We start from the raw sequence: 22,156 nt of genomic DNA, 5'->3' as shown, positions 1-22,156 counted from the left end.
TCTGTACATCAACCCTGATTGGCAGGATCTTCGTGGGCGGAGAACTCCCGCATGAAGGCCTCGGCCCGCTCCACCATCTTGGTGGAACCGACGAAGTAAGGGGTGCGCTGGTGCAAGGCAGTGGGCTGGATGTCCATGATGCGGCCAAAGCCGTCGGACGCCTTGCCACCGGCCTGCTCCACCAGAAATGCCATGGGGTTGCACTCATAGAGTAGGCGCAGCTTGCCGTTCGGGGAGTTGGTGCCGGACGGATAGATATAGATGCCGCCTTTAAGCAGGTTGCGATGGAAATCGGAGACCAGGGAGCCGATATAGCGGGAGGTATAGGGTCTGTGAGTCGCCTCGTCCCGCTCCTGGCAATATTTGAGGTACTTCTTCACCCCGTCCGGGAACTTGATGTAGTTGCCCTCGTTGATGGAGTAGATCTTGCCCTCCTCCGGGATGCGGATGTTCTCGTGGGAGAGGCAGAAGCAACCAATGGAAGGATCGTAGGTGAAGCCGTTGACGCCAAAGCCGGTGGTGTAGACCAACATGGTGGAAGAGCCGTAGACCACGTAACCGGCAGCGACCTGACGGTTGCCCGGTTGCAGGAAGTCTTCCAGGGTGACGCCCGTCCCCGGGGCGCTGAGACGGCGGTAAATGGAGAAGATGGTCCCGACCGAGACGTTGACATCAATGTTGGAAGAGCCGTCGAGGGGATCGATCAGCACCACGTATTTGGAGTGACGGGAGAGCTCGGAATCAAAGGAGACGAAGTCCTCTTCTTCTTCGGATGCAATACCGCACACTTCACCACGGGCTTCCAGCGCGGCTTTAAAGCGCTCATTGGCGTACACATCCAGCTTCTGCTGCACCTCGCCCTGCACGTTTTCAGCACCCATGGAGCCGATGATATCTGCCAGCCCCGCTTTGTTGATCTCCCGGTTCACCACCTTGGCGGCCAGACGGATGGAACTGAGCAGTGAGGTCAGCTCGCCGGTCGCGGTGGGATAATCCGCCTGCTTTTTGACGATGAACTCGCCCATGGTGATCATGTTTCGCATTATTGTTCCTTTAAGAGCGTTTCCGTTGGCTTTGAAAACGTTTGCACGCATCGACAAAAAAAGTGCCGATCCTCGGCAGCCTTGTTTTGTAACCTAATGTAACGCCTGTTTTTTGTTTTTGCAGCGAATTAAGCCGCTGGATAAACGTGCGATTTACGCCTCGCCACCCCATCAAAAGGGCATAAAACCAGTGCCAATTGGTGACTTTCATCATGTTAATTCGCAGCAAAAAATCACGAACAGGCAGCCATGATGGGTGCAACGGCCCACTTGGCCCCCTATCTGGGTAGCTGATGGCAAGGCCGGTGCCCACCTCTTGAGATCTCCAGATCAATCCAGCACACTGACCAGGCTTTGGAAGCAAAAAAACATAAGGATATTCAATGAAAAGGACACTCATTGCCGGCGCGGTTGCCGCCCTGTTCGCGTTACCGACTCTGGCGGCTAACGTTCCGGCCGGCACCCAGCTGCTACCCGGCGATCAACAAATCTTCGTGCGCAACATAGGTTCAGAGCCCGCCTCCATCGATCCCCAGATGGTCGAAGAGAGCTCTGGCAGCGATATCGTCAACGACCTGTTCGAGGGTCTTTACACCCTGGATGGCGACGGCAAGCTGCAAGCCGCCGGGGCGCTTGGCTATGAACTCGACACCACGGGCACCGTCTACACCTTCAAGCTGAGACCCGAGGCCAAATGGTCCAACGGCGAGCCGGTAACGGCGGCGGATTATGTCTATGGCTGGCAGCGGGCGGCGGATCCCAGAAACGCCTCCAACTATGCCTGGTTCATCGAGTTGACCGGCGTCACCAACGCCAGCGACGTGGTGCAGGGTAAAAAAAGCCCGGATGCCCTCGGCATCAAGGCCCTCGATACGCACACCCTGCAGATCACCCTGAACAACCCGGTCCCCTTCTTTCTGAAGACGCTCTCCCACTACACCACCTTCCCCGCGCCCAAGGCGACCATAGAGAAGTTCGGTCATGAGTGGGTCAAGCCGGGCAACATCGTCTCCAACGGCGCTTTTATGCTCAAGGAGTGGACCCCCAACGAACGCCTCATCGCAGAGCGCAATCCCCTCTACTGGGATAACCAAAACACAGTGCTCAACAAGGTGCTCTATCTGGAGATAGTCTCCGACACCGCCGCCTACAACCGCTATCGCGCAGGGGAACTGCACTACACGCCCTATCCGCTGGAGCAGTACAAGCAGCTCAAGACCCAAAGCCCGGAGGAGCTTGTCAACGCCCCCATGCTCGCCACCTATTACTATGTGTTCAACACCCAGCGCAAACCGTTCGACAACCCCAAGGTGCGCAAGGCGCTCTCGCTTGCTATCGACAGAGACACCATCACCGAGAAGATCCTGGGACAAGGTCAGCTCTCCGCCTTCAGCCTGACCCCGCCGAGCGTCGACGGCTTCGAGCTCAAGCGCCCTGCCAGCCAGTTGCTGAGCAAGGAGGAGAGGATCAAACAGGCGAAAGCATTGCTGAGAGAGGCCGGATACGGCCCGGGCAAGCCGCTGGATGTGGACATCCTCTACAACACCAACGAGAGCCACAAGAAGATAGCCCTGGCCATCTCCTCCATGTGGAAGCGCAACCTGGGGGTTACCGCCAAGCTCAACAACATGGAGTGGAAGACCATGGTGTCCGCGCTCAATGAGGGGGATTTTACCGTCAGTCGCTACTCGTGGAACGGGGATTACAACGATGCCTCGACCTTCCTCGACATCATGACCTCCAGCAGCAGCGCCAACAGCGGCAAGTGGTTCAACAAGCAGTATGATGCCCTGCTGGCGAAGGCTCATGACTCCAAGGATCCGGCCGAGCGCAACCGCCTCTATCAAGAGGCCGAGGCGCTGATCGACCAAGAGGCCCCCATCGCCCCCGTCTACTTCTATGTCAAGTCACGGCTGCTCAAGCCCAATATCAAGGGCTATCCCTATCAGAACCCGCAAGACGTAGTTTATTCGAAAGACCTCTATCTCACCGCGCAGTAACGCCCTGACCTCCTAAACAGAAAGACCGCCTCGAAGGCGGTCTTTTTTCAATCTTCCCGACAGCTCGCCAGTGCCACCCTGGCCCGACGACGCAGCACCACAGGCTGCACCAGCAGTTGCGCCAGCAAGACCCCAAGCAGGGTCATGCCACCACCGATCAGGTGATAGCTGGTCAGCGTTTCCCCCAGCCAGCTGATGGCCAGTGCCGCCGTCATCACGGGCAGCAGATTCATGAAGATAGCGGTGCGGCTTGCCCCCAGCAGGGCTATGCCCTGCATCCAGAGCCAAGGCGACAGCGCCGAAGTGGGGATCCCCGCATACAGGATGAGCCAGAGCGCGCGGCCATCTGGCCACTGCCCATCCACCAGCAGGTAAAACGGGGTGAGAAACAGCAGGCTGCACAGCACCTGGCCGTAGAGCATGGACCAGTTGTCCAGCCCCAGATCCCACTTTTTGAGCAAGACGCTATAGAGGGCATAGGTGCCCGCCGAGAGCAGCATGTAGACAGAGCCGATATGAATGCCCTGAGTAAACAGACGGGACGGATCCCCCTGTCCCAGCAAGATGGTCAGCCCCAGAATGGAGATAAGCCCACCGAGCAGAGCCCCCCAGGTGGGGCGCTCACGCAGCAGCCAGATACTGAGCAGTACCGTCATCAGCGGTGTCAGCCCCATCATCAGACCTATCTCCGTGGCTCCCAAGGTTTGCGCCGCGTAGTACCCCAGGGTCTGGTTCAGCACCATGCCGAGCAGGGCCAGCGCCGCCAGCTGATAGAAGCCGGTCCGCAGTTTGGCGCGATCCCGCCAGGCCCTGTGTGCAAGGAAAGGCGTCAAGATGATGGCGGCCACCATCCAGCGCGACCAGGCCAGTGCCGCGGGTGAAAGCAATCCAACCGCCAGCTTGCTGACAATGGCATTGCCAGACCAGATGGCCATGCAGGAGAAGGGAAACAAAAAGGCAAGAGGCATAGCGCTGTCCACAGAAACGATCCGGTATTTCAGGCGGGAGTATAAGGGGGCAAACAAGATTCGCAAGCACAGCCAGGCCTTGCGAATGCGGGTGACGTTGAACCGAGATCGAACTGAGCCAATTCGACCATGTCAGGGCTGAAAACAATCATGCCCGCACAGTGGCGGGCATGAAGCGGCTGGATGGGATGGCACAGAACTTATGCCGCATCCATGTGCAGTCTGGAGATCATCTCATTGACCTCGACCACGGTCTGGCGGTGGGGTATGTCAGCTGGTGTTGGCATCATCAGCAAGCCTGACTGGAAATCAAAACGCCCCCTGCCGTGGATATAAATCCGCCCCTTGAAGAAGGTTTTGACATGTTTTGCCACCATCAGTGGCAGGTACTTCTTGAACACTCTCATCGTTTGCAACCTCTTGCAGTTGTATCCGTATGACAGCAGCTTCTGCGAAATAATTCCGTAAATTCTTTATAAAAATCCGGAAAAATCGCAACTCTCTTCCCCAAAAAACCAATCTATAACTTTTTATTAACTTTTAACGTATTGTATGTGGTCCTTCTAGCCAGAGCAATACCCCCTTGCCATCTTGCCATTCGATACAGGCCATGCCTGACGTGGCAAACATGGGGGCACCTGCCGCCGGGCAGAGGCTCTGCACCAGATAACCCACCAGTGGCAGGTGGCTGACCATCAAAATATGGTCATGTGTTGCCGCCAACGCAGTGAGATAGCTTGCGACAAAAGCAGGATCCCCATAGGGAGTGATTTCCTTGCTCTCTTCGACCCTGGTGGCCTTGGGCAATGCACTGCATATGCTCTGCCAGGTTTGTCTGGCGCGCAGATAATTGCTGTGGACAACCAAATCCAGCACCCCGTCCAGTTGGGGTGCCAGCCAACTGGCCATGTGAATGGACTCTTCAATTCCCTGCTCGGTCAGTGGACGCTGTTCATCTGTTTTCGCATTCATGCCAGCCTGGCCATGACGCATGATGTAGATTTTCATTACAACCTCGCCCAACGGGCCTGTTTTGATAGCGGGGGGATCTTACCCCGCCATGCCGGGGGAAACAATTGCGCTACCTCTCAGAAAAGGGTTTGCCTCACTGGATAGCGGGGTCGATAATCATGTTTAAATTCAAATAAATCCAACACGAGTCACGCGCCAATGAGCCCATATGCCAGCCCTAATGACCATCGGCAATACCACTATCTGGAGCTGGCAAACCGGCTCAGGGTCTTGTTGATCTGCGATCCCGACACCGACAAGTCTGCCGCCTCTCTGGCCGTCAACACCGGCCATTTCGACGATCCGGCCGATCGGCAGGGGATGGCTCATTTCCTTGAGCATATGCTGTTCCTTGGTACCCGCACTTATCCCAAGCCTGGTGAGTACCAGCAATTTATGAGCCGTCATGGCGGCAGCAACAATGCCTGGACCGGCACCGAGTTCACCAACTTCTTTTTCGAGATAGACACCGGCTTCTTCGAGGCCGGTCTCGACCGTTTTTCCCAGTTCTTCATCTGCCCCACTTTCACTCCCGAATGGGTGGATAAAGAGCGCAACGCGGTCGACTCCGAATACCGCCTCAAGCTGCAGGACGATGTGCGTCGCAGCTACCAGGTACATAAAGAGACGGTCAACCCGGCCCACCCTTTCTCCAAGTTCTCGGTCGGCAACCTGGATACCCTGGCGGATCTGCCCGGCCGGGATCTGCGCGCCGATCTCATCCGGTTCTACGAATCTCACTACAGCGCGGATCGCATGGCGCTGGTGATGATCTCGCCAGAATCCATCGAGACCCAGATTGCGTGGTGCGATCGCTTTTTCGCTCCCATTTTGAATCGCAATTTGGGAATACCGGCCCTGACGGTTCCTCTCTATCGCATCGACGATCTCGGCATCCGCATCCGCATCAATCCGGTCAAGGAGACCCGCAAGCTGGCGCTGACCTTTCCGCTGCCCAATGTGGATGAGTTTTATGACAAAAAACCCCTCACCTTCCTGAGCCACCTCATCGGCTATGAAGGGGATGGCAGCCTGCTCTCCTTGCTGAAAGCAAAAGGCTGGGTCAACCAGCTCTCCGCCGGAGGCGGCATCAGCGGTGCCAACTTCAAGGATTTCGGAGTGAGCTTTGGCCTCACGCCGCTCGGGCTCGAACACGTCAACGAGATAGTGGCCGCCCTGTTCGGCTATCTGAAACTCATCGAGCGTGGCGGGGTAGAAAGCTGGCGCTACGAAGAGAAGCGTACCGTGCTCGAGTCGGCGTTCCGCTTTCAGGAACGGGGCCGGGCCCTCGACACCGTTTCCGGTCTGGTGTTGAACCTGTTCAGTTACACGCCCGAGGATCTGCTCTACGGCGATTACATGATGCGCGAATACGATGAGGCGCTGATCCGCCGCCTGCTCGCCAAGCTCACGCCACACAACCTGCGCATGACCATCACGGCGCCAGAGCTGGCCACGGATCGCCTGGCCCGCTGGTATCAGACCCCCTATGGCGTCGACATCATCACGGAGGCGGAAAAGATCCACTGGCAGCAGAGCGAACCGGATCCGGCCCTCACCCTGCCCTTGCCGAACCCCTTTATCAGCAACCGGCTCGATCCGCGCCAGCCAGCACTGCAAGCCGACATGCCCGCCTGCATCATCGACAGGCCTGGGTTTCGGCTCTGGCATCTGCACGAGCATCAGTTCAGCGTGCCCAAGGGCAACCTCTATATCTCGATCGACAGCGAGCACGCGGTCAAAAGCCCGCGCCACATCGCCATGGCCAGGCTTGCGGTGGAGCTGCTCACGGATCACCTCAACGCCCTCACCTACCCGGCGGAGCTGGCGGGGCTGGGCTACCAGATCTATGCCCATCAGGGCGGCTTTACCATCAACCTGAGCGGCTTTGCCGACAAGCAGCCACTGCTGCTCGACATGATCCTCGGCAACCGCACCCTGGGCTATCCGGATCCGGGCCGCTTCGCCGAGATAAAAGAGCAGCTCATCCGCAACTGGGACAACCAGTCCAAGGCGCGGCCCATCTCCCAGCTGTTCAACCAGCTCACCAGTTTGCTGCAACCAAACAACCCGCCGTTCGAGCAGTTGCTGCGCCATCTGCGCACCGTGGAACTTGGCGAGATGCCGGCGTTTGTCGCCCAGCTGTTCGGGGAGGTACACATAGAGGCGCTGGTTCACGGTGACTGGAATGCCGCCGAGGCGCTCGAACTGGCCGCCCTGCTGGAGCGCCACCTTGGCACCCACAGCCAGCCCAGTGCCGAGACCCGCCGCCCGCTCATCTCCATTCAAAACAGGGGCACCCTCATTCGTGAGCAGGGCTGTGAGCACGAAGACTCGGCGCTGCTGGTCTACTACCAGTCCCGCACCACCCGGGCGCGGGATCTCGCCTGCTTCACCCTGGCAAACCACATAATGTCGTCCACCTTCTTCCACGAGCTGCGCACGCGCCAGCAGCTGGGGTACGTGGTCGGTGCCGGCAACCTGCCCCTCAACCGTCACCCCGGCCTCATCTTCTATATCCAGTCGCCAGTGGCAGGGCCCCAGCACTTGCTGGATGCAGTGGAGGAGTTCATCGACCTCTTCCCGCTGGCCATGCTGGAGCTGACCGAGCAACAGTGGCAAGACAGCAAGGTGGGCCTGCAGGCCCAGCTCAGCGAACGGGATGCCAACCTGCGCAGTCGCGGCCAGCGGCTCTGGGTCAGCATAGGCAACAAGGATCTGGGGTTTGATCAGCGGGAAAGGGTGTGCGAGGAGGTGGGCAAACTGAGCCGTGCCGATCTGGTGCGCTTCATCATACAGCTGCGCTCACGTACCTCGGACAGACTGATCCTCTGCAGTTATGGTCAGGGTCATGAGCATGACGAACGCATCACGGGCCAGTTTATCGACGACCCCAAGGCGTTCAGGCTCGCCGCCAACACCTTCGAGGCCTGAAGCAGGCATTCCCGCCCATCAGCCAATCCCGCCCAATAAAAAGCCGACCCCTTGGGGTCGGCTGGAAAAACCATAACAATTGCGACCAAAGCCGCCAAAAGTGAACATGAGCGTGAAAATCAGACACTGCGTTGATGGTCGGCCGGATGGTTCAAACCAGAGCGCACCTGCCAATATCAACAGTGATTGAGAAACAGGCTCATCTTAGGCACTCCCCTCCCTTGTCACGTTGATCTATGTCAAAGGAGGTAGCAAAGAGCCGGTGACCTGCCGGTTTGTCGGCCTGGATCACGCTTTCACTTTTCAGCCCCGGCGGATCAGGCGATAGGCCACTTCATCAAAATAGGAGAGCTGACCGGAGAGCACTCTGGGGTGATCCACTTCTGCGGCACGGCCCAGCACTTCCACCCGAAAATCGCGCTCAAACAGGGTGCGCACTTCCATCTCCCCCACCGAGAAGGGCGGCTGTTTCTGCTGCTCCGGCTGATACTCCAACGTCACCAGCAGGATCTGGCCACCGGTTTCCATCAGGCGGCTCATCAGCTCCGCATACTGGCGGCGCATCTCCGTCGGCAAGGCGATAAGGGCGGCCCTGTCATAGGCCAGCCGGTAGCGACGCCCCAGCTCGGGGGCGGCAAAGAAATCCCCCTGATGGATGCGCAAGGAACCGTGCTGATGGCACTGATAAGGGCCCAGCTCGCTGAGGGTATCGGTGAGCTGGTTTTCACTGAAAAACTGCTCGATGGCGAGCGCAGAAAGCTCGAAACCATCGATGGGGTGCCCCAGGCCATTGAGCCAGAGCATGTCGCGGGACTTGCCGCACAGGGGCACCAGCACGGGTTCATCCTGTTGCTGGGCAGACCACCAGGATTGCAGCCAGCGATTGAAGTCTGCCTGATGAAAGCCAATCCGGTTCTCTTCCCAACGCTGATGCCAAAACGCAGCTTCCATCCTAATACCCCTGTTACCTAAAGATGCCTCAATATCACAACTTAACCCGGCGCACGCAAGCCTTGCGCCGAGCCGACGGGTGATTTTTGCCAGGCAAACGATTGCAAAACCAAAAAGGACCGCCAGGCCCCTTTTCTGACATCTTTATGTCATGGATATGTGATGGGTGATCTGCAGCCTCACCAACATAACGTGCGCTGACATGCCAACCGACCGCACGGGCTCAGGCACAGACGGGCTCGGCGACCATCATGGCCGTCACCGCCGCTATCCTGGCCGAAATCTGCGCAAACGAGGGTCGCTGCAAGACGTCATCACAGAGGCACGCCCGGGCCAGCAGAGCGAGATCCCGCAGCGCCTCGCTCTGCGGCTGGCAGCGCGCCAACAGCTCGTCCAGCAGGCAACCAAAGGCTCTCACCTCTATCCGCTCCAGCCCCTCGGCCAGCACGCATTCCGTGCGGTCGTAGCAAGAGGCCGCGCCAAAATCGCCGAGCAGCACCCGGCCCTTCCCTTGCAAGGAGTGCAGTATGTTATGGCCATAGAGATCGCCGTGCATGATGCCTCGCTCATGCAGATGCCCCGCGGCAGCCGCTATGCCCTGCGCCATGGCGAGCACGGTGGCCGGGGGGAACGACAACCCTGCGGGATAGACGTCGCGAGTGCAGGAGTCCAGACTCGGCGGGCCCGCCAGATTGGCAAACGTTGGGTCTATCAGTTCCATCACCAGCGCCGGCATGCCGGAGGGGTGATCCGCCACCTTCCCCAGCACCCTGATCAGGTTGGGATGGGTGCCAGCCGCCAGCGACGCCGCCATCTCGCAATGGGGCAAGCCATCGCTGGTCACAGCCCCCTTGAACAACTTGACCGCCACCGCCTGCGACTCATCACCCTGAAATCCGTCGCAAGTGATGCGGGTGGCACTGTGGATCACGCCAGAAGCCCCCTGCCCCAGCAACTCACCCAACTCAAGCGCCAGCCAAGGCATTGTGGCGATATGAGCCACATGAGCATCATCGATGGCTCGAGCCTCCTCGCCTTCGCTAAAGGGGTTGCCGGAATAGGCGAGCCAGGCGAGACGCGGCAGAGAGAGCAGCCAGTCGGGGAAGCGCTCAATGCGGTTGGCGGCGATGCGCAGCAGCTCCAGATGACGGCAGTTGGCAAGGCTGGCTGGCAGCTCACGCAGGCGATTGCCCGCCAGCATCAGCTTTTGCAGGGCGGCGCACTGACCCAACTCATCGGGCAACTGTTCGATGGCGTTGTCAGTCAGGATCAGCCAGCGCAGCCCCGTAGGCAGTGACGCTGCGGGGACTGTGGAAATCTGGTTGGCCTTGAAGCCCACCATGGTGAGTGCCGGGCAGAGACCCAGCACCTCGGGCAGCTCGGTGAAGTTGTTCTCGGAGCAGAAGATGATGCGCAGTTTGGGGCACTGCACCAGCTCGTCAGGGAGCGCGCTTAGCTGGTTGCCGGTCAGATCCAGCACCTCCAGCGTCTCTTTAAGGTTCAGGATCTCGGGTGGGAACTCCGTCAGATTTTCACAAAGCTTCAGATGGCGGGCGCCGCACAGTTCACCCGCGCGCAGCTGTTCCAGAGTATGCATAACCGTTTCTCAATCCTGATCATCTGCCTGATGGCGTAGCCAGCCATCAGCGCACGCCGAACCTGCATCCGGCGGTTTTAAAGGGGGGCATTATAAAGAATTCGGGGCGCAGATCGCCCCTTTTGTTGCCACTAAGGCCTGCATCGACGTGTAGCAAAGCGACATGGGAACAAAGAGAGCAAGATTCGGGTCGTGTCAGCGAGGGCCGGTTGCCATAGTGAGGTCAAACCCGAGTGGGTTCGAGCCCATTGAGGTTCCAACCCACTACCAACCCTGTGCGTCCGCACAACACACCTGCGAGGGAACTGCCATGTCATTACTGTCCAACAAGGTCGCCATCATCACGGGAGCCAGCTCCGGCATCGGCCGCGCCAGCGCCATCCTGTTTGCCCGGGAAGGGGCCAGCGTCGTCGTCGGTGCCCGCCGCCAACCCGAGCTGGATCTGCTGGTGGAGGAGATCCGCCATGAGGGGGGCCTGGCGGTAAGCCTGGCGGGGGATGTGAAAAGCGAGACTTACGCCCACGCCCTAGTGGATCTCGCGCAGTCCCGTTTCGGCGGGCTCGATATCGCCTTCAACAACGCCGGTACCACAGGCACGCCGGGCAGCGTGCAGGAGCTTGAACTGGCGCAGTGGCAGGAGACCCTGGATACCAACCTCACCAGCGCCTTTGTGGGGGCCAAATACCAGATCCCCGCCATGTTGGCGCGCGGGGGCGGCTCCCTTATCTTTACCTCCACCTTCGTCGGCCATACCCTGGGGCTGCCCGGCATGGCGGCCTATGCCGCGAGCAAAGCCGGCCTCATCGGCCTGACTCAGGTGCTGGCCGCCGAGTTCGGGGCGCAAGGGGTACGGGTCAACGCCCTGCTGCCGGGGGGCACCGACACCCCCATGGGGCAGGCCTTTACCAATACACCGGAGAGTCTCGCCTTTGTGCAGAATATGCATGCCCTCAAACGGCTGGCCCAACCGGAGGAGATCGCCCGCTCGGCCCTCTATCTGGCGTCCGATGCATCGAGCTTTACCACCGGCATTGCCCTGCTGGCCGATGGTGGGGTATCTATTTGTCGTACATGACCTTGTCGCACCCAAGATCCTGCGGCTGCAAATTTATCGTAAGAGCGCCTTATGTCTGATTACGCCCGCATCGCCGATGCCATTCGTTTTATCGCAAGCCAGGTGGAGCGCCAGCCCACCCTGGACGAGATAGCGGCGCACGTGCACTTAAGCCCCTTTCACTTCCAGCGGCTGTTCAGCCGCTGGGCCGGGGTTACCCCGAAGCGCTACTTGCAGGTGCTGACCATGGAGCGGGCCAAGGTGCTGCTGCACGAATCGCGCTCTCTGCTGGAGGTGGCCGATACCCTGGGCCTTAGCAGCGGCTCGCGGCTCTACGATCACTTCGTGCAGCTCGAAGCGGTGACGCCGGGCGAGTACAAACAGCGCGGGGCCGGGCTGGTTATCGAGCACGGAGTGCATAACACCCCCTTCGGCCAGGCATTCGTCGCCCTGACACCGCGGGGGGTGTGCAACTTCTCGTTTCTCGATGACCAGGCCCCACAGGCGCCGCTGACCGCCCTCGCCCAGCGCTGGTCTGCGGCAGAGCTGCGAGAATCGCCATCGCGCACCCAGGAGGTCATCCACACCATGTTCGATGGCAGCAAGACGGCGGATCGCCCTATCTCGCTGCATGTGAGCGGCACCAACTTTCAGATCAGCGTCTGGCGGGCGCTGCTGCAGATCCCGCCCGCCAAGGTGGTGAGCTACGCCCAGGTGGCGAGCGCCGTCGGCAACCCCAAGGCCGCCCGCGCCGTGGGGCTGGCGGTGGGCGCCAACCCCGTCGCCTTGATGATCCCCTGCCACAGAGTCATCCAGCAAAACGGCAAGCTCGGCGGCTATCACTGGGGCGAAACCCGCAAACAGGCGATACACGCCTGGGAAGCGGCGAGGTATGAGTAACCTGGCCTTTTCTGCTCGGCCCGATGGAGGAAAAACAGGAGTGTTGGTTGTGAGTCAGCAGACAATCAGGCAGCGCCAGACGAGCCAGCGACGATATAAAGCGGGGACATTAGAAGAATCGGGGCGCAGATCGCCCCTTTTGTTGCTTTGGTGAGGCATGGCGCTCAGCAACACAACCCCAGCGAATTGACGAAACACGTAGGGCGCAATAAGCGCAGCGCATTGCACCGTTTGCAAAGCGGCTTTTGTGCAAGGTGTGAGGAACAAAAGTAGAGGTGCAATTTCATTGCACCCTACGGCACTAATGAGGAAATACCGTACCAGTTTTCGAGATGTACTTTTAGGTTATCCATAACTCATCCTTTTAATTACTCACCGAGACCAAATTTATCACCCAGCCCTATAACGCCAGGGGTAACCTGTTGGTATGGATCACAGCAGAATACCAGTCAGGTTCCTCCCTTTGTTAGCTTCCCTCGTTATTTGAAAGAGTCATTTCGGTTGCTATTCTCATCCCTTCGATCCATCTGAAGAGTAACCATTGCTATCGCAGTGAATGACTCAGACGCTGGGTCAGCCTGAAGTACTTCGATGTTGTGCCTATCTCGCAAGCTCAATATCATGCCTTTTGCACGTGCGATGCGTTGATCGTGATGCGAGATTGTGAACTTCATATCCCATATGTTTCCTGCTACCTCCGCACCGTCAAAAGGGCCGCCAATAATTCTGTAGCGACGCACCCAAGACCAAATTTCTCTTCTTATTATGAATGCACCTAGTTCACCATTTATTATCCATGTGGGACTCCAAGAAAAAGCCTTCTTTCTGATAGTTGCAATTTCTTTTCCACTTTTGGCTAAGCGCCAGGTTAGGCTAAATAAGGAAAATTCACCCTGAGCGTCGTAGGCCACCTCATCAGATTCGTCTGTGATAGTCAGTCTGCCTCTTAAAGACCGAAGCTTGTTGTTAATGCTTAATAATTTGGACATCCGATGTTCCTCAATCTCCTCGCCTTGATGCCATGGAAGTCAAGGGCGGGGCTTTAGCCCGTCCCAGTGAGCGAAGAACCAGTTGTTAGACGTCACTTCGCTCGCTCATTTTCAATTCTCTCTCGATGTGCTTGCTGCTCCGCTTTTCTGTCTTCGCTATTAAAGACGTCAGCCCGAACTCGCCGAAACCCTGTAGAAACGTGATGCAGGTCTTTTTGAAGTTTTTCTAGACTGAGTGCAATTGAATATAAATGCGGTTTACCGAGTTGGTAAGTACCTTTGTGTTCTGACATGTCTATCGTCAGAGTTTCTTTGTATTTCTTGCCGGTAGGGCCTTGATACTCAATATCAAATGCTATGACAGATGAGATTTTTCCGTTGTGGTCATTGGTCATTTCCGTGTAATGGGAAAGGCGCTGTTCCCCTGGGCTTAAATATGAAAGACCGATTTTGAAGAAATTGGTTTTTGTAAAGTCAGTAATTAGTGTCTTGGCTGACTCGCCGCCTGACACTATTTTGGGAGAAAACTTGATATTTAGGGCAGGGCCAAGACCAATATTTCGTATGTGAAGGCGGAAGATATGTACGGCAATGTCAAGTGATTGAAGAGATATTTCTATTTTGGGTTCGGTTTGAACCTGGCGCATTTTTCTTGTTTCTGACACCAGTATCCAAGTAAGAATTGCATATACGACCGTAGCTAGTGTTACTGCTGCCGAAAATATAACGGTTAGCGCTACAGAGTTTTCGTTGAGGAACTTCAATATGTCGGTCAATATGGTTTCCTTTGACGTCTAACAGTGACTAGATGGAAGACGGTACTAATCCAATAGCAGAGCCTTCCGTATAACTCCGCTTCATCTTCGTAGCAAAATAAAAACTCATTTTAAATCATGAGATTACCAAACTGTCACTGGTATCAGACTGCATACTCTTCCATCCACTGGCGATCGGCTTGCTCGCGCCATTCCCGAATAACAGCCAAGCTACCGCTCGGCGGTCGCCAGTTTGCTGCCTTTAACCAACGCTGTATCTCTGGTCTGGTTCATAGGTGACACCAAAGAGGCCATCTCCATACGGCTATCCTAGCGAGCAAGGCAGATAAGCAAAAGAGGATGATGATAATTTGCTGAGCAAGATCAATAAATTAATCGATAAGTTTCTATGCTGACCACCCATCAGAGGCGCTTGATAGTAGATAAAGAAAAGACGCCCTAAGGCGTCTTTCTTATCACTGATATATGGGTCAAACCGGTTAGGAGATCTCCCCCTCCCCGCCTTGCCCCGCAACCCAATCAGATCGGGGTAATGGAGGTGATATGGGCATCCCCGTCCAGTGATTTGAAGATCTGCACCACGGCTTCGCCATGGATCGGTTTGGCAAGCGGCACTGTGCTCTTGCACTTGAAGCGGTAGTTGGTGCCGGCCACCACCTGGGTGCAGACTTCAAAGGGTACGTACTGCACCCCGACAAATCCTTTCAGCGCCTGGTCAAAAACCGCCTGATCCTCGGCGGTCAGCTTGTGATATGCGGTCCATCCACCCACCAACACTGCTTGTTCTGACATAACAAACCCTCCGTGATCTCTTGTCCCTACTCGTATGGCTGTTCGGGTTCCGCCCCGTTGATTCAAGTGGTTGCTGGTCTCCACTGGGGTGACATACCGAGAAAGTTCAATGGTATGACGATGGGCCATCTTGCGCTGGTCAACACGCCTGTTGGCCCTCCCCTTTGCCACGATCGCCGCCTCACAGCGCCGGTCTCAATTGGCATGGCAGAGCCTAGTACCGGATCCGCAAAGCGCCTCTGTCATATCTGACAGGGGCGAAGAGGTCCAAAAGCGGCTAATGAGCAGAAAATTGAGGCGCAAACGATTGGAAAAAGAAAAGACGCCGCAATGGCGTCTTTTTTGCATTTTTATGCTCTAAGGGCAGAAGGGCGCTAGCCGCTTATTCCCATTCGATGGTTGCGGGAGGCTTGCCGGAGACGTCGTACACCACGCGGGAGATGCCATTGATCTCGTTGATGATGCGGTTCGACACGTGACCCAGGAAGTCGTAGGGCAGATGGGCCCAGTGGGCTGTCATGAAGTCGATGGTTTCGACGGCGCGCAGGGCAATCACCCAGTCGTACTTGCGACCATCACCCATGACACCAACGGAGCGTACCGGCAGGAAGACGGCGAACGCCTGGCTGACCTGGTTGTAGAGGTCGGCCTTGCGCAGCTCTTCGATAAAGACGGCGTCGGCGCGGCGCAAGATATCGCAGTACTCTTTCTTCACTTCGCCAAGGACGCGCACGCCCAGACCCGGGCCCGGGAAGGGGTGACGGTAGAGCATGTCGTAGGGCAGACCCAGCTCCAGACCGACACGACGCACTTCGTCCTTGAACAGCTCGCGCAGCGGCTCGACCAGACCCATCTTCATCTCGGCTGGCAGGCCGCCGACGTTGTGGTGGGACTTGATGACATGGGCCTTGCCGGTCTTGCTGGCAGCCGATTCGATCACATCCGGATAGATGGTGCCTTGTGCCAGCCAGCGGGCATTTTTCAGCTTCTTGGCTTCGTCGTCGAACACTTCGACGAAGACGCGGCCGATGATCTTGCGCTTGGCTTCCGGCTCATCTTCACCCGCCAGGGCGGAGAGGAAGCGATCTTCGGCTTCGACCTTGATGATGTTCAGACCAAAATGATCGCCAAACATCTCCATCACCTGCTCACCCTCGTTCAGGCGCAGCAGACCGTTGTCGACGAAGACGCAGGTCAGGCGATCGCCGATGGCACGGTGTACCAGCATGGCGACCACGGAGGAGTCGACGCCGCCAGAGAGACCCAGGATCACTTCATCGTCACCCACCTGCTCGCGAATGCGGGCAACGGCGTCGTCGATGATGGTGGCCGGGGTCCACAGGCATTCGCAGCCGCAGATGTCCTTGACGAAGTGCTCCAGCATGCGGGCACCCTGACGGGTGTGGGTCACTTCCGGGTGGAACTGCACGCCGTAGAAGTGCTTGGCCTCGCACGCCATGGCGGCATGGGGGCAGGTGGCGGTCTGGGCTATGGTGGTGAAGTCGACCGGGATGGCGGTGACCTTGTCGCCGTGGCTCATCCAGACGTCCAGCAGCGCATTGCCGTTGGGGGCGATGGCATCTTCGATGCTGCGCAGCAGGGCATTGGTCTGGCCCAGCACTTCCACCTGGGCATAACCGAATTCACGTTCGGTGGAGGATTGCACCTTGCCACCCAGCTGCTCGGCCATGGTCTGCATGCCGTAGCAGATGCCGAACACAGGCACACCGGCGTTGAACACATACTCGGGGGCACGGGGGCTGCCAGCCTCGGTTACGGACTCGGGGCCGCCGGAGAGGATGATGCCGCTCGGATTGAATTCGCGGATCTGCGCTTCGGTCACGTCCCAGGCCCACAGTTCGCAATAGACGCCGATTTCACGGACACGGCGGGCGATAAGCTGGGTGTACTGGGAACCGAAATCCAGGATCAGGATACGGTGCTGGTGAATGTCTTTAGTCATTTTATTCCTGCATCAGGCTGATGTTGTAACAAAAGGCTCGGGGATAAAAACTGGTGGAGAAACGGGGCCGCAGCCCCGTTTTATCAGCCCATCCGATAGTTGGGGGCTTCTTTGGTAATGGTCACATCGTGGACGTGGGACTCTTTCATCCCGGCGCCGGAGATGCGCACGAACTCGGCCTTGGTGCGCATGTCATCGATGGTGGCGCAGCCGGTCAAGCCCATGGAGGAGCGCAGGCCGCCCATCTGCTGGTGAATGATCTCTTTGAGACGGCCCTTGTACGGTACGCGCCCTTCGATCCCTTCCGGCACCAGCTTGTCAGCGGCGTTGTCGGTCTGGAAGTAACGGTCGCTGGAGCCCTTGGACATGGCGCCCAGGGAACCCATGCCACGGTAGGACTTGAAGGAGCGGCCCTGATAGAGCTCGATTTCGCCCGGCGCTTCTTCAGTACCGGCGAACATGGAGCCCACCATGACACAGCTGGCGCCAGCGGCGATGGCCTTGGCCACGTCACCGGAGAAGCGGATGCCGCCATCGGCAATCACGGGCACGCCAGTGCCTTCCAGCGCGTCAACGGCGTCGGAGATGGCGGTAATTTGGGGGACACCGACACCGGTCACGATGCGGGTAGTACAGATGGAGCCAGGGCCGATACCAACCTTGACGGCATTGACGCCAGCGGCGACCAGCGCCAGGGCACCAGCGGCAGTGGCCACGTTGCCACCGATGATTTGCAGCTCAGGATAGGCATCGCGGGTCGCCTTGATGCGATCCAGCACGCCTTGGGAGTGGCCATGGGAGGAGTCAATCAGCAGCACGTCCACACCGGCTTCCACCAGGGCGGCAACGCGCTCTTCGTTGCCTGCACCGGCACCGACGGCGGCACCGACGCGCAGGCGACCGCGCTCGTCTTTACAGGCGTTCGGCTTACGTTCGGCTTTCTGGAAGTCTTTGACGGTGATCATGCCCTTGAGTTTGAAATCGGTGTTGACCACCAGCACCTTCTCGATACGGTGCTTTTGCATCAGGGCAACCACCTCTTCACGAGGAGCCCCTTCACGCACTGTCACCAGACGATCTTTCTGGGTCATGATCTGTTCGACTGTCTGGGAGAGGTCGATCACGAAGCGCACATCGCGGCCGGTGATGATACCGACCAGCAGGTTGCCCTCGGTCACGACCGGGTAGCCGGCGAAGCCGTTCTTGTGGCTCAGCTCCTTGACCTGGGCGATGGTCATGTCAGGGCGTACTGTGACGGGGTCAGTGACCACGCCGCTCTCGTACTTCTTGACCTTGCGCACTTCTGCAGCCTGCTGCTCGATGGACATGTTCTTGTGGATAAAGCCAATGCCCCCTTCCTGGGCCAGTGCGATAGCCAGACGGGCTTCGGTCACTGTGTCCATGGCAGCGGAAATCATGGGGATATTCAAGCTGATAGAGGATGTCAGCTGGGTACGCAGATCGGCAGTATTGGGAAGAACATCGGAGTGGGCGGGAACCAACAGTACATCGTCGAAGGTTAACGCTTCTTTGGCAATCCTGAGCATGGCAATATCTCACCGTTGAGGAAGTGGGGGTGTAAAATATTGCCGACGAAGTTTACTCACCGATTGGTCACTGGTAAAGAAGTTTTTTGAATTTTTTATGGCGTAGCCCGTGTTTGACGTGCCAAGAGGCCAAAAAACCAAGATTATCAGTCCTAAAAGGGCACTTTGGGGGCAGAAGAGTTGCCAGACTGCTGTTTTATGCAAAAAGCGCCCGACGACTTTTTCTTGCCAACGGCTGCGCCCCCTTCCCCACTCCCGTCCCTCAACGGCATCCCTCTCCTCGCAAACCGGAGCATGAGCCGACAACACAAGATCCTCATCTCCCATACCTGAATACGATTGTGAATATATTAATCAATATCCATTTAAAATAATGACCATCACCTGTCGCTATCTATCACTGGACCCTCATTGATTATCTCTGACAAGATAGACAACAAAACAAACGCTATTTTTGATGTTCAAAAAGCCATCAAACAAACAAATATAAAAATCCTCACCAGAATATTTAAGCGCCTTGACTTGCTCATGAAAAATCGCACTGAAAATAGAGAGATTTAATTAATTTTATAATTTCACCTGACCCCTCTCGCGTCCTTTCATTCCAGCATTCGCTCTGAACAGGCCCCTGGTCGACGCTGAAACGTGCACCAGATGATTAAAACGCGATTGATAATAGTTATTGTTTGAGGTGCCAGGTATGGGGCATGCTGCCGCCATTGAAGCCTGCTTTCAGGGCTTACCGCACACTTTTGAGTATCAATATCCGGAGGATAGAGAAGTGATGGAGGCTTGTAATCCGAGGCCAGCGCTGACCGCTGACAACCCTGGTTCGGTCCGCCTGTGTTGCCTTGCCATCACTGTCGTCTTGCACCTGGCTGTTTTGTGGCTGATATATGAAAACCGCCCTGCGGCCATCACTCCCCCCCTGCCGCTGACCCTGTCTGCCCGCTGGGTCGGCGATGCCAGCGTCAAAGACGCACCGGCCAAAGCGGCAGCGGCGGCAATCCCAACTCAAGCTGTCGTAAAAAAACCGATACCCGCCCAAAAGCAGGCAGTTCAAAAACCGGCCAGCAAGCCCATTTCCAAACCGGCACCCAGAGTACCCAGACCGCCAACCCCCAAGGCCACTCCAATTGCCAAGGCAGAACCGGTCACGGAGAGAGCAGCCCCTGTCACGCCGATATCGGCCGATACCCGACAGGGCGACAGTGCCGCCACCCCGATCAAGTCCCTGCAGAGCGGCAATGGGGCTGGCAGCAGCGCACCCGTCGCTCGTGATCCGCGGTTGAACAACCCTGAGCCACCTTATCCCTATGAATCCAGAAGACGTGGCGAGGAGGGACGCGTCATCCTGAAGGTACGGGTGGCAGCCAATGGCACCGCCTCCTCGGTAGAAGTAGACAAAAGCAGCGGTTATCGTCGGCTGGATATGACGGCACGCCGGACAGTCAGCCGCTGGACGTTTATTCCCGCCAAACAGAACAATGCGGCCGTCGAGGCCTGGACAAAGGTCACCATTCTCTTTCAATTAAGGGCTTAACTATGGATCCGGAAATAACAAGTAACGGTATGGGGGTTTACCATCTACTCAGTCAAAATACCGGTGTGGGACTGCTTCCCTTTATTTTGCTGGTGTTGATGTCCCTAGGCACCTGCTATTACACCCTGCTGAAAATAGTGCTGGGTCAGCGCGAGCGCCGCCTCAACGCACAATTCGTGACCCGCTTCTGGCAGCACGAAAGCGTGCAGGATATGGAGCGCCAGCTGGCCCATCTCCCGCCGCAGGAGGCTTATGGCAGAGTGACCAGTGCGGCGCTGGCTGCGGTAACGCTGCTGAACCGGGCCGATGAACGGGCTGTGTCGCTCAAGCTGGGTTCACCGGATGAGTTTTTACTGCGAGCACTGCGCCAGGCCATTACCCATGAGCGGGTACGGCTGGAACGGGGCCTGGCCTTCCTCGCCTCGGTAGGTTCGGCAGCCCCCTTTATCGGGCTGTTCGGTACCGTCTGGGGTATCTATCATGCGTTGCTGGCCATAGGTGCGGCAGGCCAGAGCAGCCTGGACAAGGTGGCAGGCCCCGTGGGTGAAGCCCTGATCATGACGGGATTTGGCCTCGCTGTCGCCCTGCCGGCTGTGCTTGTCTACAACTTCTTTGTACGGCGCAATCGCCTCAAGCTGGCCGCGCTCGAGGCCTTTGCCTACGACCTGTTTGCCCTGCTGGTGACGGGATTTGAACAGAGCGCCTCCAACGTGACCCAGCTGGCCGAGCGGGAAACCGGCAAGGGGCGCAGATAATGGCATTTGGCAAATTGTCGGACGACGGGGACGATCAGCCCCTCTCCGAGATCAACATGATCCCCATGATCGACGTCATGCTGGTGCTGCTCATCGTCTTCATGATCACGGCCCCCTTGCTCACCAATGCGGTCAAGCTCGAGCTGCCGGAGGCCAGCAGCCAGCTCAATCAGCCGGAGAAGGAGGACATCACCCTCGCCATCGATGGCACCGGCAAGATCTACTGGAACGACAAGGAGGTCGATGAGGCCGCCCTGCTCGCCCAGATGGAGACTGCCGGCAAGGCCGAGGGGGAGCTGCCCGAGATCCAGCTGCGCATCGACAAGCGGGTCGAGTACGGCATCATAGCCAGGGTGATGGCGCAGGCGTCCCAGCATGGATTGCACAAGATTGCCTTTGTCAGTCAGCCTGACGGCAAGTAAGGGGACAGAGGAGGGTCATGTCAGAAGCAGGGGCCAAATAGCGGCTCCTGCCGCGCGCCGGGTTAAGACAGCGGCCATCGTCTTATCCCGGCGCAGCCAGGGCAGACAACAGGTATGCCATTGAACCTATATACCCCATCCAGTACGGCGACAGGCCGTGAGTCGCGGGTCTTTACCATCCCCCCATCTCAACAACACCAAGCCAGTAACAACTGGCCCTTGCCCTCCTCTTTGCCGCTGCACACCCGACCACCTGATATTTCCCGCGACCCAACCCCAATCGAACCGGTTATTTCCGGCCAAGCATTCGCAGCAAGGTAAGGTCTTTATCCAGCAGGTGATGTTTTAACGCCCCGACAATATGCACAAGCAACAGGGCCAGCATGATATAGGGCAAATAGACATGGACGGCATGGGCAATATCCCGAATGGATTCACTGTATGGAATGACATTGGCAGGATCATTGGTATCTGGATTCATCGGGATAATAAACCAGCCAAACAGGGCAACGCCACGCCCGGCCGCACCGGAATAGCAGAGACCTGAAACCGGAATAAGCAGGGTTGAAACAAGCAATCCCCAATGGATCGCCTTGGCAGCCAATGCCTCGTAAGCGGGATATTGGCGAACTGGCGTCGGCCACCCTTTGCCAAGGCGGATAATGGCGCGGGGCAGGATCAATACCAGTGCAATGACCCCCAGAGATTTATGCAGGGCGTAGAGATCCCATATTTCAAATTTCACCATCAGATAACCCAGCAGGGTCAAGCCAATCATCAGCAAGGCAACCGACCAGTGCAGCAAACGGGTCGTCAAACTTAACGGGATCGAGCTTAACGGGATCGAGGAATTCATGAGCTACTCCAAACAGGGTTGTTGATCACACGCAGCCACAGCCGGTGGTGTTGCA

At 57.5% G+C, this 22,156-nt stretch carries 20 protein-coding genes; 7 read left to right on the top strand and 13 right to left on the bottom strand.

Translation table 11 applies throughout. The annotated features are described in order from the left end of the window. Positions 1–8 precede the first annotated feature (8 nt). Together fbp and ONZ54_RS10360 are read right to left on the bottom strand one after the other, a co-directional pair. The gene (gene fbp, locus ONZ54_RS10365) at positions 9–1,043 is read right to left on the bottom strand and encodes a class 1 fructose-bisphosphatase (RefSeq protein WP_005315352.1); all 1,035 of its coding nucleotides are present in this window, start codon (positions 1,041–1,043) and stop codon (positions 9–11) included. Between the two features lie 10 nt (positions 1,044–1,053). After that, positions 1,054–1,443 carry a hypothetical protein gene (locus ONZ54_RS10360; RefSeq protein ID WP_271788092.1) on the bottom strand — a complete coding sequence of 130 codons (390 nt, stop codon included), beginning with the start codon at positions 1,441–1,443 and terminating at the stop codon, positions 1,054–1,056. Between ONZ54_RS10360 and ONZ54_RS10355 the strand changes: the two genes are divergently transcribed. Continuing rightward, positions 1,427–3,043, top strand: a complete 1,617-nt coding sequence (locus ONZ54_RS10355) for a peptide ABC transporter substrate-binding protein (RefSeq protein WP_271788091.1) — start codon at positions 1,427–1,429, stop codon at positions 3,041–3,043. The two genes, ONZ54_RS10360 and ONZ54_RS10355, sit on opposite strands and share 17 nt — an antisense overlap. 47 nt (positions 3,044–3,090) lie before the next feature. On the opposite strand, the gene ONZ54_RS10350 is transcribed toward ONZ54_RS10355, so the two are convergent. The 3 genes from ONZ54_RS10350 to sixA all read right to left on the bottom strand — a co-directional run bounded on the left by ONZ54_RS10350 (position 3,091) and on the right by sixA (position 5,019). Beyond that, positions 3,091–4,011 (bottom strand): DMT family transporter, encoded by a 921-nt coding sequence (locus tag ONZ54_RS10350; protein WP_271788090.1) that lies wholly within the window; start codon positions 4,009–4,011, stop codon positions 3,091–3,093. Between the two features lie 200 nt (positions 4,012–4,211). Next, on the bottom strand, positions 4,212–4,418 hold the full coding sequence (locus tag ONZ54_RS10345) for a DUF1107 domain-containing protein (RefSeq protein WP_021140380.1): 207 nt from the start codon (positions 4,416–4,418) through the stop codon (positions 4,212–4,214). A 133-nt stretch (positions 4,419–4,551) separates the two neighbouring features. Then, positions 4,552–5,019 (bottom strand): phosphohistidine phosphatase SixA, encoded by a 468-nt coding sequence (gene sixA / locus ONZ54_RS10340; RefSeq protein ID WP_271788089.1) that lies wholly within the window; start codon positions 5,017–5,019, stop codon positions 4,552–4,554. 162 nt (positions 5,020–5,181) lie between these two features. Here sixA and ONZ54_RS10335 point away from each other — a divergent pair, with 162 nt between their 5' ends. Further along, positions 5,182–7,956, top strand: coding sequence for an insulinase family protein (locus ONZ54_RS10335; RefSeq protein ID WP_087755594.1), 2,775 nt, complete (start codon positions 5,182–5,184; stop codon positions 7,954–7,956). A gap of 303 nt (positions 7,957–8,259) precedes the next feature. Here ONZ54_RS10335 and ONZ54_RS10330 read toward each other — a convergent pair whose 3' ends face one another. Beyond that, positions 8,260–8,907: a thiopurine S-methyltransferase gene (locus ONZ54_RS10330; protein ID WP_005315341.1), complete on the bottom strand. Its 648-nt coding sequence runs from the start codon at positions 8,905–8,907 to the stop codon at positions 8,260–8,262. Positions 8,908–9,130: 223 nt separating this feature from the next. After that, on the bottom strand, positions 9,131–10,504 hold the full coding sequence (locus tag ONZ54_RS10325; protein ID WP_271788088.1) for a leucine-rich repeat-containing protein kinase family protein: 1,374 nt from the start codon (positions 10,502–10,504) through the stop codon (positions 9,131–9,133). A 310-nt stretch (positions 10,505–10,814) separates the two neighbouring features. Between ONZ54_RS10325 and ONZ54_RS10320 the strand changes: the two genes are divergently transcribed. Both ONZ54_RS10320 and ONZ54_RS10315 read left to right on the top strand, forming a co-directional pair. After that, positions 10,815–11,579 (top strand): SDR family oxidoreductase, encoded by a 765-nt coding sequence (locus ONZ54_RS10320; protein ID WP_271788087.1) that lies wholly within the window; start codon positions 10,815–10,817, stop codon positions 11,577–11,579. Between the two features lie 51 nt (positions 11,580–11,630). Beyond that, positions 11,631–12,458: a bifunctional transcriptional activator/DNA repair enzyme AdaA gene (locus ONZ54_RS10315; RefSeq protein ID WP_271788086.1), complete on the top strand. Its 828-nt coding sequence runs from the start codon at positions 11,631–11,633 to the stop codon at positions 12,456–12,458. A 479-nt stretch (positions 12,459–12,937) separates the two neighbouring features. Here the strand turns inward: ONZ54_RS10315 and ONZ54_RS10310 are convergent, their stop codons facing one another. The 5 genes from ONZ54_RS10310 to guaB form a co-directional block, all read right to left on the bottom strand. Continuing rightward, positions 12,938–13,447: an LURP-one-related family protein gene (locus ONZ54_RS10310; RefSeq protein ID WP_271788085.1), complete on the bottom strand. Its 510-nt coding sequence runs from the start codon at positions 13,445–13,447 to the stop codon at positions 12,938–12,940. A 92-nt stretch (positions 13,448–13,539) separates the two neighbouring features. Beyond that, positions 13,540–14,223: a hypothetical protein gene (locus ONZ54_RS10305; RefSeq protein ID WP_271788084.1), complete on the bottom strand. Its 684-nt coding sequence runs from the start codon at positions 14,221–14,223 to the stop codon at positions 13,540–13,542. 519 nt (positions 14,224–14,742) lie between these two features. After that, positions 14,743–15,015, bottom strand: a complete 273-nt coding sequence (locus ONZ54_RS10300) for a hypothetical protein (protein WP_021141118.1) — start codon at positions 15,013–15,015, stop codon at positions 14,743–14,745. A 382-nt stretch (positions 15,016–15,397) separates the two neighbouring features. Continuing rightward, complete coding sequence (gene guaA, locus ONZ54_RS10295) at positions 15,398–16,978, bottom strand: glutamine-hydrolyzing GMP synthase (RefSeq protein ID WP_271788083.1); 1,581 nt, start codon at positions 16,976–16,978, stop codon at positions 15,398–15,400. An 83-nt stretch (positions 16,979–17,061) separates the two neighbouring features. Continuing rightward, positions 17,062–18,525 carry an IMP dehydrogenase gene (guaB, locus tag ONZ54_RS10290; protein ID WP_271788082.1) on the bottom strand — a complete coding sequence of 488 codons (1,464 nt, stop codon included), beginning with the start codon at positions 18,523–18,525 and terminating at the stop codon, positions 17,062–17,064. Between the two features lie 784 nt (positions 18,526–19,309). Between guaB and ONZ54_RS10285 the strand changes: the two genes are divergently transcribed. From ONZ54_RS10285 to ONZ54_RS10275, 3 genes are read left to right on the top strand one after another with little or no spacing between them, the layout of a single operon-like run. Next, on the top strand, positions 19,310–20,068 hold the full coding sequence (locus tag ONZ54_RS10285; RefSeq protein WP_271788269.1) for an energy transducer TonB: 759 nt from the start codon (positions 19,310–19,312) through the stop codon (positions 20,066–20,068). A 2-nt stretch (positions 20,069–20,070) separates the two neighbouring features. Next, complete coding sequence (locus ONZ54_RS10280) at positions 20,071–20,823, top strand: MotA/TolQ/ExbB proton channel family protein (RefSeq protein ID WP_271788081.1); 753 nt, start codon at positions 20,071–20,073, stop codon at positions 20,821–20,823. Further along, entirely contained in the window at positions 20,823–21,245 is a 423-nt protein-coding gene (locus ONZ54_RS10275; protein ID WP_058394027.1) for an ExbD/TolR family protein, read from the top strand. The genes ONZ54_RS10280 and ONZ54_RS10275 overlap by 1 nt, the downstream gene beginning before the upstream one ends. 289 nt (positions 21,246–21,534) lie before the next feature. On the opposite strand, the gene ONZ54_RS10270 is transcribed toward ONZ54_RS10275, so the two are convergent. Then, a complete protein-coding gene (locus ONZ54_RS10270; RefSeq protein WP_271788080.1) occupies positions 21,535–22,101 on the bottom strand; it encodes a cytochrome b in 567 nt (188 codons plus the stop codon). Positions 22,102–22,156: the final 55 nt, after the last annotated feature.

This window comes from Aeromonas salmonicida (assembly GCF_028355655.1).
GTDB classification, from domain to species: domain Bacteria; phylum Pseudomonadota; class Gammaproteobacteria; order Enterobacterales; family Aeromonadaceae; genus Aeromonas; species Aeromonas salmonicida.
Note: the sequence above shows the minus strand (reverse complement) of the source record. Positions and strands in the feature narration are given on the sequence as shown.

What these genes read in the sequence shown, in the direction of transcription:
- ONZ54_RS10325 (WP_271788088.1), bottom strand. Translation starts at nt 10,504, where the DNA reads ATGCATACTCTGGAACAGCTGCGCGCGGGTGAACTGTGCGGCGCCCGC.
- ONZ54_RS10345 (WP_021140380.1), bottom strand. Translation starts at nt 4,418, where the DNA reads ATGAGAGTGTTCAAGAAGTACCTGCCACTGATGGTGGCAAAACATGTC.
- ONZ54_RS10270 (WP_271788080.1), bottom strand. Translation starts at nt 22,101, where the DNA reads ATGAATTCCTCGATCCCGTTAAGCTCGATCCCGTTAAGTTTGACGACC.
- ONZ54_RS10330 (WP_005315341.1), bottom strand. Translation starts at nt 8,907, where the DNA reads ATGGAAGCTGCGTTTTGGCATCAGCGTTGGGAAGAGAACCGGATTGGC.
- ONZ54_RS10355 (WP_271788091.1), top strand. Translation starts at nt 1,427, where the DNA reads ATGAAAAGGACACTCATTGCCGGCGCGGTTGCCGCCCTGTTCGCGTTA.
- ONZ54_RS10360 (WP_271788092.1), bottom strand. Translation starts at nt 1,443, where the DNA reads ATGAGTGTCCTTTTCATTGAATATCCTTATGTTTTTTTGCTTCCAAAG.
- ONZ54_RS10300 (WP_021141118.1), bottom strand. Translation starts at nt 15,015, where the DNA reads ATGTCAGAACAAGCAGTGTTGGTGGGTGGATGGACCGCATATCACAAG.
- ONZ54_RS10285 (WP_271788269.1), top strand. Translation starts at nt 19,310, where the DNA reads ATGGAGGCTTGTAATCCGAGGCCAGCGCTGACCGCTGACAACCCTGGT.
- guaA (WP_271788083.1), bottom strand. Translation starts at nt 16,978, where the DNA reads ATGACTAAAGACATTCACCAGCACCGTATCCTGATCCTGGATTTCGGT.
- guaB (WP_271788082.1), bottom strand. Translation starts at nt 18,525, where the DNA reads ATGCTCAGGATTGCCAAAGAAGCGTTAACCTTCGACGATGTACTGTTG.
- ONZ54_RS10335 (WP_087755594.1), top strand. Translation starts at nt 5,182, where the DNA reads ATGAGCCCATATGCCAGCCCTAATGACCATCGGCAATACCACTATCTG.
- ONZ54_RS10350 (WP_271788090.1), bottom strand. Translation starts at nt 4,011, where the DNA reads ATGCCTCTTGCCTTTTTGTTTCCCTTCTCCTGCATGGCCATCTGGTCT.
- ONZ54_RS10275 (WP_058394027.1), top strand. Translation starts at nt 20,823, where the DNA reads ATGGCATTTGGCAAATTGTCGGACGACGGGGACGATCAGCCCCTCTCC.
- ONZ54_RS10315 (WP_271788086.1), top strand. Translation starts at nt 11,631, where the DNA reads ATGTCTGATTACGCCCGCATCGCCGATGCCATTCGTTTTATCGCAAGC.
- fbp (WP_005315352.1), bottom strand. Translation starts at nt 1,043, where the DNA reads ATGCGAAACATGATCACCATGGGCGAGTTCATCGTCAAAAAGCAGGCG.
- ONZ54_RS10320 (WP_271788087.1), top strand. Translation starts at nt 10,815, where the DNA reads ATGTCATTACTGTCCAACAAGGTCGCCATCATCACGGGAGCCAGCTCC.
- ONZ54_RS10310 (WP_271788085.1), bottom strand. Translation starts at nt 13,447, where the DNA reads ATGTCCAAATTATTAAGCATTAACAACAAGCTTCGGTCTTTAAGAGGC.
- sixA (WP_271788089.1), bottom strand. Translation starts at nt 5,019, where the DNA reads ATGAAAATCTACATCATGCGTCATGGCCAGGCTGGCATGAATGCGAAA.
- ONZ54_RS10280 (WP_271788081.1), top strand. Translation starts at nt 20,071, where the DNA reads ATGGATCCGGAAATAACAAGTAACGGTATGGGGGTTTACCATCTACTC.